Raw genomic sequence first — 18,487 nt, forward strand, 5'->3', positions numbered from 1 at the left:
TCCTATTTTACTAATTGTGTGAAGTATTCTTCAAGATTTTGACGAGCATAGTAAATCTCATCCACGGCAACATCTGCTAGAGTAAGTTCTTTGAGAATGCGTTTGACATCTTGTTCATGACTAAAAATATGAATCTCATTGTCAGAATTAACAACTTTAAATTCAAGTTGCACTTTGTCTTTTAAGATTTGACTAGCTTTTTCTTTGTCACTTGTTTTTAGAACAATATAGTCTTCATTGAGTGTTTCAAATTCGGCCTTACTGATTTCTCGAATGATTTTCCCTTGGTCTAAAATTCCAAAGCGATTAGCAACCAGATAGAGTTCTGACAAGATATGACTAGAGATGAGAATTGTTATTCCTAATTCTTGGTTCAGACGTTGAATCATTTGACGAAACTCTTTGATACCGATTGGGTCAAGTCCATTGATAGGTTCATCAAGGATGAGAAAGTCTGGTTTTGATAGGAGGGCAATAGCAATGCCTAGGCGTTGTTTCATCCCAAGAGAGAAATCTCGGAAAACTTTTCTACCTGTATCTGTTAATCCCACATACTTTAATGTTTCCTGAATGACTTGATCAGCATTTGGGATATGTCGAATAGTACAATAGTACCTTAGATTTTGATAGGCTGTTAAATGATTGTGAGCTACTGGGGATTCAATGACTGAACCTACTCGAGATAGGGCTTTCGTGCACTCCTTATACCCTTGACTAGAAAAGAGGGAAATAGTTCCATGGTCAGCAGATAATAATTGTGTAACGATTTTAATCAGGGTTGTTTTACCAGCACCATTTTTTCCGATAAGTCCATAGATATCTCCTTCTTTAACTGAGAGACTAAGATCTTGTAGAATAGGTTGTTTGCCAAATTGTTTGGACAAGCCATGGATTTCGAGGACTGTTTTCATAGTTTTCTCCTTTAATCTTTAAGATGTTTTATTTTTATAACTCTAGTATAAAGCATAGATATCAAAGAATCGTCAAGCATTTCTAAAGAGTTTCTAAAGTTTTTAAATTTAAAAAAAATAAAAGCCCAGTTGGCTAGAAATACTAGTTGACTGGGCTTATTTTCTACAAAATATATTTTTCAATGGCGCGTGCAACGCCGTCTTCTTCATTGCTGGCAGTTACATCATCAGCTAGAGATTTGACGTGGTCGCTGGCATTTCCCATGGCAATACCAAGCCCTGCAAACTGGAGCATCTCAATGTCGTTATTAGCATCACCCATAGCCATGATTTCAGAAGGTTGGATATCCAAAATCGCAGCCAAACGAGAAAGAGCAGAAGCCTTGGTTGTGCCAAGTGGCATTGTTTCATAGATCACTGGTTGTGAACGAACACCGCTAAATCTCTGACAAAGTTCTTCAGCGAAACGTTGTTCAAAGTCATCTGTTTGCTCCTTTGTACCTAAGAACATGCCCTGGAACATACGATATTTACCACTAGTAGCTTCTTTCAGTGAGATTTCAGTCAGGTCAGCAAAAACAAGTGTAGCATCATATTGAACGATAGGATTTGGTTTACCTCCGAGAACGAAATAGTGTTCCTCATCAAAGAGAGTCAACTGAACCTCACTCTTTTCAGCAAGGTCATTCAGGTATTCGATGTCAGATTTGCTAAGTTCCCGCCAGTCAACAAGGCTCCAGTCACTGGTTTGATGCGTAGAGCAACCATTATTAACGATGACGTATTCGTTTTCTAAATCAAGTCCCAGTTTCTTATAGTAGGAGAGGACTCCAAAGAGAGGACGACCAGTACAGAGAACCAGTTTGACACCTTTTTCGATAGCCTTATGAATGGCATCAATATGAGCCTGAGGGATTTCCTTGGCTTCGTTGAGAAGAGTGCCATCCATATCCAGTGCAAGTAGTTTTATCATAGTAATTCCTTTTCATGTGTTTTGCCTATATTATAGCATATTTTGGGAATCAGAGACAGAATCTTCTGTTAAATCATGGTATAATAAAAGGGAATGAAAAAACAAACGAGGCAAAGATGAAACTACTTTATACCGATATTCGGACTTCTTTGACAGAAATCCTAACCAAGGAGGCTCAAGGACTGGTTGCCCAAGGCAAACGAGTCTTTTATATCGCCCCTAACTCTCTTTCTTTTGAAAAGGAACGTGCCGTGCTGGAGTGCTTGAGTCAGCAGGCTTCTTTTGCTATCACAGTCACGCGCTTCGCTCAAATGGCTCGTTATCTGGTTTTAAATGATATTCCTGAGAGGTCAAGTCTCGATGATATCGGTCTTGGTATGGCTTTCTATAAATGTCTGTCCGAGATAGACGCTAAGAATTTACGTGTTTACGGGGCTATTAAACAAGATCCGCAATTCATCCAGCAACTGATTGAGATTTATCATGAAATTTCAACTGCAAAGATGAGTTTTTTGGACTTGGAAAGTTTGACAGATGCTGATAAACGCTCTGATTTACTCTTGATTTTTGAAAAGATAACAGTTTATTTAAATCAAGGTCAAGTTTCACAAGGGAGTCCATTATCCTATCTGATTGATGCTATCGAAGAAAACAAGGTAACTGGCGATTTTAGCAAAATTGCTCTAGTCATTGATGGTTTTACCCGTTTTTCTGCAGAAGAGGAACACCTAGTGGATTTGCTTCATCGTAAGGGTGTAGAGATTATCATTGGCGTCTATGCGACGAAGAAAGCCTATACTAGCCCCTTTAGTGAAGGGAATCTCTATCAAGCCAGTGTTGAGTTTCTACGTCATTTAGCATTTAAATATCAGACCAAGGCAGAAGATGCCTGTCAAGAACATGAGAACCTTGATGCTTTTGCCAAAGCCTCAAAATTACTGGAAAGTGCCTATGATTTTTCAGAAATCAGCATAGATGTGGATGATAAGGATAGAGAAGACCTGCAAATCTGGTCTTGTCTGACACAAAAAGAAGAGCTGGAGCTCGTTGCTCGTAGTATTCGCCAGAAATTGCACCAAGAACCTGAACTAAGCTACAAAAATTTTCGTATCTTACTAGGAGACGTAGAGTCCTATAAACTGTCCTTGCAGACAATTTTTAATCAATATCAGATTCCCTTCTATCTAGGGAAGAGTGAGTCTATGGCTCATCATCCTTTGACTCAATTTGTAGAATCCATCGGACGACTCAAACGTTACTATTTCCGTCAAGAAGATTTGATTAATCTTTTACGAACTGGCTTATACACAGACCTTGCACAAGAAGAAATCGATAGTTTTGAACAATATATCCGCTATTTAGGTATTGATGGTCTTTCGAACTTTAAACAAGAATTTACAAAAAACCATCATGGGAAATTTGATTTAGAAAAATTAAATGAGCTTCGTGTTCGTGTTCTAAGCCCGCTAGAAACTCTATTATCCAGTCGTAAGCAAAAGACTGAAAATATCCTTGCAAAATGGAAGAACTTTTTGAAGGATTCTTTTGTTACCAAGCAATTACAAGCATTATCTGAAACGATGGAAGTGGCGGAACAAGAAAGACAAGAGGAGGTCTGGAAAGCATTTTGCCACGTAATGGAGCAATTTGCAACTGTATTTGAAGGTTCTCAGGTCACTTTAGATGATTTCTTGGCACTTCTTCATTCGGGGATGTCATTGTCAAATTATCGTACAATTCCAGCAACGGTAGATACTGTTCTGGTGCAGAGTTATGATTTGATTTCGCCTTTGACTTCTGATTACATCTATTCACTTGGTTTGAGTCAAGATCACTTGCCTAAAATTGCTCAAAACACTAGTTTATTGAGCGATGAAGAAAGGGAAGTACTGAACCAAGCAAGCCAAGAAGGTTCTCAATTACTGATTGCAAGTCAAGAAAATCTTAAGAAGAATCGCTATACCATGCTTTCTTTGGTAAATTCTGCCAAGAAGCAATTGGTCTTATCGGCACCAAGTTTATTCAATGAAAGCGAAAGTAAAGAGTCTGTTTATCTGAAAGAATTGCAGGATTTTGGTTTTAGCAAGATTGAAAAGAGAATCGACCGAAACAGCCTATCAACTGAAGACATTGGTTCTTATCACAGTCTTTTGTCTAGTCTTGTTGCTTATCACCAGCAGGGTGAGTTGGAGACAAGTGAGCAGGACTTAACCTTTGTCAAAGTTTTAGCTCGTGTCATGGGGAGAAAGTTGGAAGACCAAGGTCTTGATAATCCTGTCCTACCGACAAGTCCTCGCAGTAAGACTTTAGCGGCAGATACTTTAGATGCCTTGTATCCTCAAAATCAAGATTTTTATCTATCAACTTCTGGCTTAACAGAGTTTTATCGAAACGAATATAGTTATTATCTTCGTTATGTCTTAGGATTGCAGGAAGAATTACGTTTGCGACCTGATGCTCGAAGCCATGGGAATTTCTTGCATCGTATTTTTGAACGCGCTATGAAACTTCCTGCGGATACATCTTTTGATCACCGCTTAGAACAAGCAATCTCTGAAACTAGCCAGGAACGAGAGTTTCAAGCTATTTATCAAGAGAGTTTGGAAGCCCGATTAACCAAGGAAGTTCTTTTGGATGTTGCGCGTGCAACTGGTCACATTCTTCGTTACAATGCTGAAATTGAAACCATTCAGGAAGAAGCAGTCTTTGGTGGTAAGGAACAAGCTTTTGTTCAGTTAGATAATGGCAGAAATGTCTATGTCCGTGGTAAAGTTGACCGTATCGACCGCTTAAAGACCAGTGATGCTATTGGTGTTGTCGATTATAAATCATCTCTAACTCAGTTTAACTTCCCTCTTTTTTATAACGGCCTAAACTCGCAATTACCGACCTATCTGGCGGCACTTAAGAAAGAAGGAAATACAGACTTCTTTGGTGCTATGTATTTAGAGATGGCGGAGCCAGTTCAGTCTTTACAAACTGTTAAAACTCTTTCAAAGGCTTTAGCAGAAACGACTAAGAGTATGAAATATCAAGGATTATTTCTCGAAAAAGAGATAAAGAACCTTGGGGAACTTTATAATAAAAACAAGACCTATCAGTTGTCTGATGAGGAATTCCAGTTGTTGCTGGACTATAATGCCCTTATCTACAAGAAGGCGGCAGAGAAGATTTTATCTGGTAAATTTTCTATCAATCCTTATACAGAAGACGGCAGAAGTATTGCTCCATATGTCCAACAATATCAGTCGATAACTGGTTTTGAATCTAACTACCATTTAGGTCAGGCTAGATTGTTAGATAAGGTTGCTAAGAGCAATGATAAAGAAACATGGTTTAATAAAATTAGAGAGGAGTTGGATCGATGAAATTTTTATCCCAAGAAGAGATTGAAAAGTTGCAAATAGAAGAAGCTCATTCTGACAAGAAACCCAAGAAAACTGCTGAACAAATTCAAGCTATTTACAGTTCTGGTCAAAACATTCTGGTCTCAGCATCAGCTGGCTCAGGAAAAACCTTTGTCATGGCTGAACGAATTCTTGATCAACTAGCGCGTGGAGTAGAAATTCGCCAACTCTTTATCTCAACCTTTACGGTTAAAGCAGCAACTGAATTAAAAGAACGCTTGGAAAAGAAAATCAGCCAACAAATCCAAGAGACTCAAGATCTGGAACTAAAAAAACACCTCGGAAGACAATTAGCTGATTTACCCAACGCTGCGATTGGAACTATGGACTCTTTTACTCAAAAGTTCCTGGCTAAACATGGCTATCTCCTTGACCTCGCCCCAAACTTTCGCATTCTTCAGAATGAAAGTGAGCAACTCCTCTTAAAAAACGAAGTCTTTCGGCAGGTTTTTGGAAAACACTACCAAGATAAGGAACAAGAACAGTTTAGTCAGCTGGTCAAGAACTTTGCGGGTAAAAGTAAGGATGCACGTGGATTGCGGAAACAGGTCTATACGATTTATGAGTTCTTACAATCCACCAGTAATCCTCATGCATGGCTAGAGAAATCTTTCTTAAAAGGCTTCGAAAATGCTGATTTTACCATTGCTAAAGAAAAACTAGCAGAGGATATAAAGGAAAAACTCTGGGATTTAGAAAGCTTTTTCCGTCATCATTTAGAGAATGATGCCAAGGAATTTGGAAAAGCGGCCTACTTAGAATCTGTCCAACAAGTTCTTGATGAAATTGGAGCTTTAACGCCTGAATCGAATTTTAATCAATACCAAGAAGTTTTAGACCGAGTTGTTAGTATCTCTAAGGATAAGGGAGGTCGTGCTCTTACAAATGCCAGTCGTAAGGCCGAACTGCAAGACTTGAAAGAAACCTACAACCAAGAGAGAAAAGCAAAATTTGAAAAGCTGATCTCACTAAATGATCAAATAACTTTACTAAAATTCCAAGAAGATTATCATCAAGATTCCTGGGACTTGGCAAAGACATTCCAAGTCTTCATGAGGGATTTTGTTGATGCCTATCGACAACGGAAGCGCGAAGAAAATGCCTTTGAATTTGCTGATATTAGCCACTATACCATTGAGATTTTGGAAAACTTCCCACAGGTTCGTCAAGAGTATCAGGAACGCTTCCATGAAGTCATGGTTGATGAGTACCAAGATACCAACCATATCCAGGAAAGAATGCTAGAACTCCTCTCAAACGGTCATAATCGTTTTATGGTGGGTGACATTAAGCAGTCTATTTATCGTTTTAGACAGGCAGATCCCCAAATTTTCAACGAAAAATTTCATAGATTTGCTCAAGATGACACAGAAGGTCAGTTAATTCTGCTTAAGGAAAACTTCCGGAGCGGTTCAGAGGTTCTTGATGCTACGAACGATGTCTTTAAACACCTCATGGACGAGGAAGTTGGAGAGATATCTTATGACGGTATGCATCAACTTGTTTTTGGAAATACTGATATTCAATCAAATCCAGAAAACAAGGCAGAAGTTCTCTTGTACGATAAGGATGATGATAGCGATTCTGATGATGAGGAGGAACTTGCAACTAACAAACTGTCTGGTGAAATGCGGATGGTGCTTAAGGAGATAATTCACCTTCATAATGATAAGGGTGTACCTTTCAAGGACATGGCTCTCTTAACTGCTAGCAGAAGTCGAAATGATCAGGTTCTGCTCGTCTTGTCTGAATATGGTATTCCTGTCAAGACAGACAGTGCTCAAGCAAACTATTTGCAATCCCTAGAAGTTCAGGTTATGTTGGATACTCTTCGTGTCATCCACAACCCTCTTCAAGACTTTGCTTTGGTTGCTCTAATGAAATCTCCGATGTTTAACTTTGATGAGGATGAATTGGCTCGTCTCGCTCTCCAAAAATCCGAAGATAAGGTTCAAGAGAATTTTTATGAGAAACTAGTCAATGCTCAAGCGAAAACTAGTCTTCATAAGGATTTAATTAAGTCTGAACTCCATAAAAAGCTTAACCTTTTCTTGGAATCTGTTAATTCTTGGCGTTTGTTCTCAAAAACGCATTCGCTTTATGACCTTATTTGGAAAATCTATAGCGAACGTTTCTACTATGATTATGTTGGTGCTTTACCAAATGGTCAGGCTAGACAGGCCAACCTCTATGCCCTAGCATTACGAGCTGACCAGTTTGAAAAGAGTAATTTTAAAGGCTTATCACGTTTCATAACTATGATTGATCAAGTCTTGGAAGCCAAGCACGACCTTGCCAGTGTCACTGTAGCTCCACCTAAGGATGCTGTGGAGCTTATGAGTATTCATAAGAGTAAGGGGCTTGAGTTCCCTTATGTCTTTATTCTCAATATTGATCAGCAATTTAACAAGCAAGATTCCATGTCTGAAGTTATTCTAAGTCGTAAAAATGGACTTGGTCTCAAGTATGTTGCTAGAGTAACTACAAATGCAAAAGAGGAATATGTTCCATCTACGATTAAGTTATCCATTCCAAGCTTGACTTATAGTCAAAATGAGGAGGAGCTCCAATTAGCAAGCTATTCTGAGTTGATGCGTTTACTGTATGTAGCCATGACTCGTGCTGAAAAAAAACTTTATCTAGTCGGAAAGGGATCGAGGGAAAAGTTGGAGTCTAAAGAATACCCGACAAATGGAAAAGGTCTTTTGACGAGAGAAACTAGATTAGACGCTCAAAATTTCCAGGATTGGATTTGGGCCATCTATCAAGCATTTTCTAAAGAGGATTTACACTTTAGTGTACGCTTTGAAGGTGAAGAATACCTAACCAAAGAAGCTATCGGAGAATTGGAACATAAAAGTCAACTTCAAGACCTATCCCAAGCAGACAACCGCCAGTCAGAAACCATCAAAGATGCGTTGGAAATGCTAAAAGAAGTGGAAGTGTATAACGAAATCCACCGTGCAGCAATCAATCTTCCAAGTGTTCAGACACCGAGTCAGATTAAAAAGTTCTATGAACCGGTCATGGATATGGAAGGAGTCGTAGTAGCTGGTCAAAGTAAACCAAAAGATCCTACTGTTCAGTTTGAGCTTCCAGATTTTTCAAAAACTGAAAAAGTTACAGGGGCTGAGATTGGTAGTGCAACCCATGAACTCATGCAGCGAATTAATCTTGTCAAGGAACCTACATTAGAAACTTTAACGGTGGCTTTGGAGCAAGTTCACGCTAGCACAGCTGTTAAAGATAAAGTTAATCTAGAAAAAATCTTATCTTTCTTTGATACAGCTCTCGGTCAAGAGATTCTTAAAAATCAAGATAAACTTTATCGAGAACAACCCTTCTCTATGTTAAAAAGAGACGAGAAGAGTCAGGAAGACTTTGTTGTCCGTGGAATTTTAGATGGTTATCTAGTTTATGAGGATAAAATTGTTCTCTTTGACTACAAGACAGATCATTATGAATATCCAAGTCAACTGATTGAACGTTATAGGGGTCAATTATCTCTATATGCAGAAGCCTTATCCCGTTCTTATCAGATAGACAAGGTTGAAAAATATCTAATTTTGCTTGGCAAAGATATGGTTGAAGTGGTTGAAGTTAACTAATCTTGTAAAAACTATTGCCTTATTGGCAGTAGTTTTTATTTATATTCAGTTATGGTATACTAGTTTCAGAAAAGGATGTAAAAGAATCTATGTCAAAAGAAATCGATATCGAATACTATCACCAATTAGCTTTACAAAAGCAAAAAGAACATCGTAAATTTCTTGGAAATCTGAAAAAGAAAGCTCCTAAAAATTTGGACAAGATTGCCCTTGAAATTCACCAAGAAGTTTTTGAAGAAATTGATTGTACAGCCTGTGCTAACTGTTGCAAGAGCCTTGGACCAGACTTTAAAGAGGCAGATATCACACGAATTGCTAAGTATTTTAAAATGAAATTACCAGCCTTCGAAGACGAATTTATACGGGTGGATGAAGACGGTGATAAAATCTTTAAATCAATGCCGTGTCCATTTCTAGGTGGTGACAATCTATGTTCTATCTATGATGTTCGTCCTAAGGCTTGCAGAGAATTTCCACATACTGACCGAAAAAAGATTTATCAAATCAATAACTTGACTATCAAAAATACTTTAACCTGTCCCGCGGCTTATCTCTTCGTTGAGAAATTAAGAGATAAGATAGAGTAAAAATATTATTTTATATTAAATTCCATCCTCAATTACACTTGACGCCCCCTATTAGAAATAGGGGGCGGATTTGTTATCCTAGCTCTTCTATCGATTTTTATAAATCCTATTCGAATAAAGAAGAATATTAGAAACGTGGAAGTTTAGATATATGATAAAAAAGTAGTCGTTCATATCATGTTCGACTACTTTTTAGGGCTTTTATTTCTATAATGTTTTAATAATATTACAACTTTCTTTCTTCTTAAAGATCTTACTTTTATATTTGAAATTATCATGTATAATAAAATGGATAATTATCGTCTTTGAAACGATAAGCAAGAAGTATTAGATATAGGGATTATAAAGTTGAAAGGATAAAATCATGAAAAAAATACTGCTAGCAAGTACAGTTGTTCTTTCCATGGCAGGGATTTCAAGAACAACAGTATTAGCGGAGGAAAACCATGCTACAAACAAAGTACAAAATTCAGAAAAAACTGTAGCAAATGAAACGAGTAAGGACGCTAAAGAAAAAAAGGAATCTCAAGGTCAAGAGCAAAGCGATAAAGAGAATCAAAACGATAAAAACGATAAGACAGAAAAAAATCCTTCTCAAACTAAACAGAAGCAAGAAACAGCCGTGACCAAGGATAATTCTTCAACAGAAAAAATTACTGAAGAGGTCAACAAAGAAGGTTGGCAAAAAGAGAATGGTCAATGGCGTTATTATGAAAATAAAAAGGCTGTTAAAAATTGGAAGAATATTGCTGGAGTTTGGTACTATTTTAATCAAGATGGTATCATGCTTAGTAATATAGTCTATGATGACTATCTCTTTAATAAGAGTGGTGCCTTAGCTGAATCATCATGGGTTAAAGTTGATGAGAAGTGGTATTATGCCACAGACTCAGGAAAGATTATCCGCAATAAATGGGAAAAGATCAACGGTTCATGGTATCGTTTTGATCAAGATGGTATTATGCTTAGTAGTACTATCAACGACGACCATTTATTCACTAGTAACGGTACTTTAGCAGTCACTACATGGGCTAAAATTGGTGATAAATGGTATTATGGGAATCAAGATGGGAAAATTCTTCGTAATAAGTGGGAAAGAATTAAAAACACCTGGTATTATTTTAACCAAGATGGTGCCATGCTAAGTGAAACCATATACAAGGATTATCTCTTTAATAAGAACGGTGCCTTAGTTGAATCATCATGGACTAAAATTTCTAACAAGTGGTATTACGCTGACAATTCTGGGAAAATAACTAGAAATAAATGGGAAAAAATCAAAGATTATTGGTATTGCTTTGATGCAGAAGGTGTGATGGAAAGTGGCATCTGGAAGAAGAAATACTACCTAAAAGATAGTGGTGCCATGGCTCAAAGCGAATGGTTCTTTGATAAAAAATACAATAGTTGGTTCTACTTAAAATCAGATGGTTCATATGCCGAAAATCAATGGCAAGGATCCTACTATCTCAAATCATATGGTTATATGGCCAAGAGTGAGTGGATTTTTGATAAGAATTACAATGCTTGGTACTATCTCAAAGAAGACGGTCTATACGCTACTGGGACTCTGAAAATCAAGGGGAAAAATTATAGCTTCGAAAATAATGGGAAATGGATTTCTAATCCATCTACCTATTACAAAGTAGGACCAATTACAGCTTACGTTTATAGCGCTTCTGGAGCTAGACTCAGTTATATATCACAAGGTACCATTGTATCTGTGTCCGACACAGGGACTCAAGGGAACAGAATACCCGTTCAAATTTCTGGTCTTTCAGGATTTATGAATAAGAGTGACCTTGTAGCTGTTAACACAAGTAACGAATTTATTCCTCATTATACGAGTGACGGTCGTTACATTTACCATGAGTTATCGCCTTATACAAGCATACGTGTAGCACCTCATAGTTCTTCGATGGCTATTGGTACAAAATACTATTCAGCCGATGGCATTAACTTCGATAACTTTAAAGTGGAGAATCCATTCCTCTATAGAGACTTAAGAAAGCCAACCAATTATACCGCAGCTGAACTTGATAAAGTTTTTTCTCTCATGAATATTAACGGAAGTCGTCTCGCAGGTAAAGGAGCTGTCTTTAAGGAAGCAGAAAAACGTTACCAGGTTAACGCGCTCTATCTAATGGCTCACAGTGCCTTAGAAAGTTCGTGGGGACGTAGTCAAATTGCTAACGATAAGAATAACTTTTTTGGTATTGCAGCCTACGATACAACTCCATATGATTCAGCAAAGAGTTTTGACAATGTCGACAAAGGAATCTTGGGGGCAGCTAAATGGATCCGAGAGAATTATATTGATGAAGGTAGAACCCACCTAGGTAATAAATCATCTGGTATGAACGTTTTATACGCTTCTGATCCATACTGGGGTGAAAAAATAGCTAGTATCATGATGACCATCAATAGCAAACTTGGTGAGAAGGACTAACATTCTTTATGATCGATAACTATACAAAACTAGTTATCGATTTTTTGTTCTTAAATCATACAAAAAGGATTTACTTTGAAAAAGTAAATCCTTTTTAAAGACTAATCAAACCTAATGTCTAATTTAGAATTAATTTCTTTTTGATTTATGTAGAAATGCTACCAAAATAATTGATGAAATTAAAGTTACAAATCCAATGATAGTCACCAATGTTCCTTTACCTTCTCCAGTTTTAGGAAGTCCAGGTTTATCATTTGTTGTAGTTACTGTAGTTTTAGGTTCTTCTCCAGTAGTTGTTGTGGTAGTAGTGCTTGTTGTAGTTGAAGTCGTTGTAGACTCTTTAGTAGTTGTGGTTGAAGTGGTCTTAGGTTCTTCAGTAGTTGTAGTTGTGGTTGAAGTAGTCTTAGGTTCTTCAGTAGTTGTAGTTGTGGTTGAAGTAGTCTTAGGTTCTTCAGTTGTAGTTGTAGTTGAAGTAGTCTTAGGTTCTTCAGTTGTAGTAGTAGTTGTGGTTTCTTCAGTCGTAGTTGTAGTGGTTGTAGTGGTTGTAGTGGTTGTTACTTCCTTCGGATTCACAATTGTTTTAGTTACTGAATGATCAGCTCCAAAATCTTCAACGTTAACTTCAGTATCTGCTTCTTTAATGATATAACCTGAAGGTGCTTCAATTTCAGTTAAGATATATTTATCTTTTAACAGTTTGCCAACAGCAATATTACCATTATCATCTGATACAAACTCACCAATAACTTGATTGTTTGCTTGACGAACTACTTTAAATTTAGCGCCTTTGAGTGGCTGGTTCGCATCATCTACTTTATGGATATTGATTGAGTAAACATAACCAATACCGGCACCGCCAGCAATTTGAACTGCAGCTTTATTCAAAGCTTCTTTGATAACAATTCCTTTACCTTTTAATGTAGCTTCATTTTTTAAAATTTCTCCATCGACAGGTGAATAATTTAACTGAACATCATAAGAAATACGGTACTGATCCGTTTCAGCAACATCTCCAAGACTAACAGAGAATGATTGTCCATCAGCGCTAACAGTAACAGGATGTTCATTGGTTACATCAGAAGTGTTATTAAATTGCCATTCGCCATCGACAAAAGACATTTCTCCTTTTGTCACACGGAAGCTATCTTTTACATAGGACGCATTCGTGAATTGTAACTTGTCCTCAATAGTCACTTCTTTAATACTTTGTTTCTTTTGATTAATTGAGATTCCATAGGTAATTATTCTAGGATTATCTGAATGAACCCAACTAGTTTTCTTTAATTCATTAGGATCTCCATCACCAACACCAGTAAATGAAACTTTACCACCAATTTTTGTTTCTTTGTTAATGGTGATTTCTACCGGTATTTCACCTTTTTGTGGGTGTTTTTTGAAATCGATACGAGCGTAAAAGAAGAAAGATCCGCTTGTATCGGAGTGTTTTTCAACATAATCTGTATAGGTTATTGTGATGGATTTATTATCTGGGTTTACATCAGCATTTGCAATAATCTCATTTGTATTGATATCGCGAATCTTAAACGAAGTTGAAGTAATCATTAAAGCATCCGGTACAGTAATAACGGTTGAATCTCCTGCTTTAACATTTTTACCAGATAAATCATAATCAGCATTGATTCGGAATGTTGCCCACTGTTGTAAGTCCCAGTCGAGAACACCACCTTCATTATTCGTTACTTTAACATTTTGGATTGTATCCACAAATTTTCCAGATACTGAAACCTCAGGAGTTTCAGCAAAAGTTTTATTCAAACTAAATACGAAAATAGTCGTCAATACAAAGATCAAAAATGAGAAAATACTAAACTTTTTCTTTTTGTTCATCATATACATCCTTCTTATAAATTTAAGATAGTTTCTAAATATAATATAAAGTAGCGTCGATCATTTACTGAAAGACGAGTTAGTCATATAGGTTGATTTTATAGACAAACCTTAACCAAGCCTCCTCCTAGTCTAACACTAAAATTCACCTATAACGTGAATTATATCACATTAAAATAGGAACATCAATATTTAAGGTGTCAAATTATTATTAAAATGTAAGTTTTTTAAATTATTATATAATTTATGAATTCAATGAATAAAAAACATATAAAAACGATTTCGTTTCTAATGAAATCAGGAAAAAATAAATGTAAGATTTCTTCTCAAATTAGTGAGGATATTTCTAAAGTATTTTAAAAACTTACTATATTTTTTATAATTTTAACTAGTAATTTTAGAAATGTAAGATTTAAGATTATTAATTGAAATTTTCCAACATTAAATTTCTATACTTGGTTAATAGTTTTGTTTGTGCTATACTTTGAACTATGTGAAAACTATAAAATGAGGGAATAAAATTAGATGACTTATAAATTTTTACTCTTCGACCTCGATCACACCTTGCTTGATTTTGATGCTGCTGAGGATGTAGCCTTAACACAACTCCTTAAAGAAGAAGGAGTTGAGGATATTCAAGTCTACAAAGATTATTACGTTCCTATGAATAAGGCGCTCTGGAAAGATTTGGAACAAAAGAAAATTACAAAACAGGAATTAGTGAATACACGATTTTCAAAATTGTTTGCTCATTTTGGAATCAAGAAAGATGGTAGCAATTTAGCCAAACGCTATCAGTTTTATTTAGCCCAACAGGGGCAGGTGTTTTCTGGTGCTATGGAACTCTTAGGTAACCTTATTGATCGTGGTTATGAACTCTACGCTGCCACTAACGGGATAACTAACATTCAGACAGGTCGTATAGCTCATTCAGGTATTGCACCATATTTCAAGGGAATTTTCATCTCAGAACAATTACAAACTCAAAAACCTGATGCACTATTCTATGAAAAAATCGGGCAACAGATTACTGGATTTGATAAAGAAAAGGCTCTGATGATTGGAGACTCCCTAACAGCAGATATTCAAGGTGGGAATAATGCAGGAATTGACACTATCTGGTACAATCCTCAACATTTAGAAAATAAGACGCAAGCTCAACCGACTTACGAAGTCCATTCTTATCAAGATTTACTAGGTTGTTTGGGAAAACTTTAAAGATGCTAAAATAAAAGGTGCATAAAATTATGGGAACATGGGATGCAACGATATTTGGAAATGATACTTCCTTAGATATTAAAGAAGAGTTTTTTGAGAGATACAATCGAGGTGAAGATGCAAATACAATCAAAAATGACTTGATATCAGATTTATACGATGACGATATGTATGATGTCTTGTTCGCCTTAGCACACTGTTTATGGGAAGTTGGACAATTAGATGACGAATTCTTACTTGAAATCAAAGAGATCATTATCAACAAAGAGGATTTAGAACTTGCCCAAGAATTAGGTGCAGATAGTGAATTTTTAGAACAAAGAAGTGAAAATCTAGAAAAGTTTTTAGAAAAGATAAGCGTAAAAAAAGAAAAGCCTAAAAAGAGAATTACTCCGCCTGTTCCTGTAGAAAGCAAATATAGGAACGGTGCTGTGATGGTGTTTCAGTATGAGGATGGTAGCTACGGTACATTGATAGCAGTAGATGGAGCTTTCTTTGACAAGGAAACCTATTATGCTTATCTACTGACTGATATTAAAATTCCTAGAAAACCCACAATGGAAGATGTACGATCAGCACGGATTCTCGATCCGAGTTTTCATAGTCACGAATACAATTCATTTCGTGACTCTAAGTATTACTACTCTTTTGTAAATTGTATTTCAGGCTATTTAAAAAGTACAGCAACTAAAAAATTTGAAAAATACAATGATAGTGTTTTTGAAATTATAGGATATCTTTCAGATTGGGGGAACTGCTGTAGTGCGGCTTCTGGAGGATTTGATTACTATAAACAAAAATCAAGTGATGAGTTTAAGATTAGCGTTGCAAAGGAATTGAATAAAAGATATCATGAAAATCTTAATACTCGTACAGAATTGATTATTGATGACATCGACAAAGAATTTATCCTTTCTAATACGAGAAAAGCTGTTCAATAAAGGCTCTTTAGTATAGATTCTTTATAAAACTTCTCGGGATGTTTATAGATACTGTAAAAAGTGGTTTCAATAGCCACTTTTTGCTATAATAGAGGCAGTAAACATGAAGGAGCAGACGATGGAACACTCATCTTGGCATAAGCTCATTAAGGAGCAATTACCTGAAGGGTATTTCGGGAAAATCAATCAGTTTATGGAGCAAGCATATGCTCAAGGTACAGTCTATCCGCCAAAAGAAAAGGTTTTTCAGGCTCTTTTGACAACGCCACTTGAAGAGGTTAAGGTGGTGATTCTAGGGCAAGACCCCTATCACGGACCAGATCAGGCGCAGGGCTTGAGTTTTTCTGTCCCTGACTCTATTCCAGCTCCTCCATCCTTGCAAAATATCTTGAAAGAATTAGCAGATGATATTGGCGTTAAGGAATCCCATGATTTGACAACTTGGGCTGAGCAAGGAGTCTTACTTCTCAATGCTTGTCTAACTGTTCCTGCTGGTCAGGCCAATGGTCACGCAGGTCAGATATGGGAGCCTTTTACAGATGCTGTGATTCAGGTTGTCAATAATCTTGATAGACCTGTGGTTTTTGTACTGTGGGGGGCTTACGCACGGAGGAAAAAAGCACTGGTGACCAATCCTCAGCACTTGATCATCGAATCCGCCCATCCCAGTCCTCTTTCTGTTTACAGAGGATTTTGGGGTTCCAAGCCTTTTTCTAGGGCCAATGCATTCTTAAAAGAAAGTGGACAAGAGCCAATCGATTGGCTTAGATAAGGAGAGAATATGCCTCAGTTAGCGACGATTTGCTACATTGATAACGGAAAAGAATTGCTCATGCTTCATCGCAATAAGAAACCTAATGATGTTCATGAAGGAAAATGGATTGGTGTCGGTGGAAAGTTAGAACGTGGAGAAACTCCACAAGAATGTGCTACTCGTGAAATTTTAGAAGAAACCGGTCTGAAAGCCAAACCAATTCTAAAAGGAGTCATCACCTTTCCAGAGTTTACACCAGACTTGGACTGGTACACCTATGTCTTTAAGGTAACAGAATTTGAAGGTGAATTGATTGACTGTAATGAAGGGACCTTAGAATGGGTTCCCTATGAAGAGGTTTTGAGTAAACCGACTTGGGAAGGGGACCACACTTTTGTCGAGTGGCTGTTAGAAGATAAACCATTCTTTTCAGCAAAGTTTATTTATGATGGCGATAAATTATTGGATGCCCAAGTGGATTTTTACGAATAAAGGAGAAAGTAGATGTTACTAATAAAAAATGGTCGAGTAATGGATCCTAAGTCTGGTTTGGATCAAGTATGTGATGTCTTGGTTGAAGACGGTAAAATTGTCAAAATTGCACCACAAATTAGTGAAAAAGATGCAGAGGTCATTGATGCAACTGGTCTTGTAGTTGCACCCGGTTTGGTGGATATCCATGTTCATTTCCGTGAACCTGGTCAAACTCATAAAGAAGACATTCATACAGGTGCACTAGCAGCAGCAGCTGGTGGTTTTACGACAGTTGTCATGATGGCTAATACCAATCCAACCATCTCCGATGTTGAGACTTTGCAGGAAGTTCTTCAATCTGCTGCAAAGGAAAAAATTAATGTTAAATCTGTAGCAACGATTACCAAGAACTTTAATGGCCAAGATTTAACAGACTTTAAGGCGCTTTTGGAAGCTGGAGCTGTAGGTTTTTCTGATGACGGAATTCCTCTTGAAAGCAGTAAAGTGGTTAAGGAAGCTATGGAAGAGGCTAAAAAACTCAACACCTTTATCAGCTTACATGAGGAAGACCCAGGCTTGAATGGTACACTAGGTTTTAACGAGAATATTGCTAAAGAACACTTCCATATTTGTGGGGCAACTGGAGTAGCTGAGTATGCTATGATAGCTCGCGATGTCATGATTGCCTATGCAACCAAAGCCCATGTCCATATTCAGCATTTATCTAAAGAAGAGAGTGTCAAAGTTGTCGAGTTTGCTCAAAAGTTAGGAGCTAATGTAACGGCAGAAGTGGCTCCGCAACATTTTTCTAAGACAGAAGCTCTTCTTTTGACGAAGGGAAGTAATGCAAAGATGAATCCTCCACTTCGTCTAGAGTCTGACCGTCTTGCCGTTATTGAAGGACTCAAATCAGGAATTATCTCAGTGATTGCAACCGACCACGCGCCTCACCACGCTGACGAAAAGAATGTTGAAGATATTACAAAAGCACCATCTGGTATGACAGGTTTGGAAACTTCTTTATCACTTGGTTTAACTTACTTAGTTGAAGCTGGTGAATTAAGTTTGATGGAATTGCTAGAGAAAATGACTGTTAATCCAGCTAAATTGTATAACTTTGAAGCAGGTTATTTGGCTGAAAATGGGCCAGCTGATATCACAATTTTTGATGATCAAGCTGACCGAATTGTAGACACACATTTTGCTTCTAAAGCATCTAACTCACCATTTATCGGTGAAACTTTAAAAGGGCAGGTGAAATACACCATTTGTAATGGACAGATTGTCTATAAAAATTAGATGGTAAACTGCTCTGTA

Annotated in this window: 12 protein-coding genes; 9 read left to right on the top strand and 3 right to left on the bottom strand. The window is 37.1% G+C overall.

Annotation, left to right across the window (positions count from 1 at the left end):
- Positions 1–2: 2 nt before the first annotated feature.
- Together ACVC7R_RS01230 and ACVC7R_RS01235 are read right to left on the bottom strand one after the other, a co-directional pair.
- Positions 3–911, bottom strand: a complete 909-nt coding sequence (locus ACVC7R_RS01230; protein ID WP_447263167.1) for an ATP-binding cassette domain-containing protein — start codon at positions 909–911, stop codon at positions 3–5.
- A 163-nt stretch (positions 912–1,074) separates the two neighbouring features.
- Positions 1,075–1,884, bottom strand: coding sequence for a Cof-type HAD-IIB family hydrolase (locus tag ACVC7R_RS01235; protein ID WP_447263168.1), 810 nt, complete (start codon positions 1,882–1,884; stop codon positions 1,075–1,077).
- Between the two features lie 116 nt (positions 1,885–2,000).
- Between ACVC7R_RS01235 and rexB the strand changes: the two genes are divergently transcribed.
- The 4 genes from rexB (at position 2,001) to ACVC7R_RS01255 (ending at position 11,935) form a co-directional block, all read left to right on the top strand.
- A complete protein-coding gene (gene rexB / locus ACVC7R_RS01240; protein ID WP_447263169.1) occupies positions 2,001–5,252 on the top strand; it encodes an ATP-dependent nuclease subunit B in 3,252 nt (1,083 codons plus the stop codon).
- A complete protein-coding gene (gene addA, locus ACVC7R_RS01245) occupies positions 5,249–8,899 on the top strand; it encodes a helicase-exonuclease AddAB subunit AddA (protein ID WP_447263170.1) in 3,651 nt (1,216 codons plus the stop codon). Before rexB ends, addA begins: the two co-directional genes overlap by 4 nt.
- A gap of 89 nt (positions 8,900–8,988) precedes the next feature.
- The gene (locus ACVC7R_RS01250; RefSeq protein WP_447263171.1) at positions 8,989–9,486 is read left to right on the top strand and encodes a YkgJ family cysteine cluster protein; all 498 of its coding nucleotides are present in this window, start codon (positions 8,989–8,991) and stop codon (positions 9,484–9,486) included.
- Between the two features lie 364 nt (positions 9,487–9,850).
- Entirely contained in the window at positions 9,851–11,935 is a 2,085-nt protein-coding gene (locus tag ACVC7R_RS01255; protein WP_447263172.1) for a glucosaminidase domain-containing protein, read from the top strand.
- Between the two features lie 129 nt (positions 11,936–12,064).
- Here the strand turns inward: ACVC7R_RS01255 and ACVC7R_RS01260 are convergent, their stop codons facing one another.
- Positions 12,065–13,783, bottom strand: coding sequence for an Ig-like domain-containing protein (locus tag ACVC7R_RS01260; protein ID WP_447263173.1), 1,719 nt, complete (start codon positions 13,781–13,783; stop codon positions 12,065–12,067).
- A 525-nt stretch (positions 13,784–14,308) separates the two neighbouring features.
- Between ACVC7R_RS01260 and ACVC7R_RS01265 the strand changes: the two genes are divergently transcribed.
- The 5 genes from ACVC7R_RS01265 (at position 14,309) to ACVC7R_RS01285 (ending at position 18,469) form a co-directional block, all read left to right on the top strand.
- On the top strand, positions 14,309–15,001 hold the full coding sequence (locus ACVC7R_RS01265; RefSeq protein ID WP_447263174.1) for a YjjG family noncanonical pyrimidine nucleotidase: 693 nt from the start codon (positions 14,309–14,311) through the stop codon (positions 14,999–15,001).
- 29 nt (positions 15,002–15,030) lie between these two features.
- Positions 15,031–15,942, top strand: a complete 912-nt coding sequence (locus ACVC7R_RS01270) for a hypothetical protein (protein ID WP_447263175.1) — start codon at positions 15,031–15,033, stop codon at positions 15,940–15,942.
- A 118-nt stretch (positions 15,943–16,060) separates the two neighbouring features.
- Entirely contained in the window at positions 16,061–16,714 is a 654-nt protein-coding gene (locus tag ACVC7R_RS01275; protein WP_447263176.1) for a uracil-DNA glycosylase, read from the top strand.
- A 9-nt stretch (positions 16,715–16,723) separates the two neighbouring features.
- Positions 16,724–17,188 (top strand): NUDIX hydrolase, encoded by a 465-nt coding sequence (locus ACVC7R_RS01280; protein WP_447263177.1) that lies wholly within the window; start codon positions 16,724–16,726, stop codon positions 17,186–17,188.
- Positions 17,189–17,200: 12 nt separating this feature from the next.
- A complete protein-coding gene (locus ACVC7R_RS01285) occupies positions 17,201–18,469 on the top strand; it encodes a dihydroorotase (RefSeq protein ID WP_447263178.1) in 1,269 nt (422 codons plus the stop codon).
- The last annotated feature ends 18 nt before the right edge of the window (positions 18,470–18,487 follow it).

The sequence above is a fragment of the Streptococcus sp. Z554 genome (genome assembly GCF_053010305.1).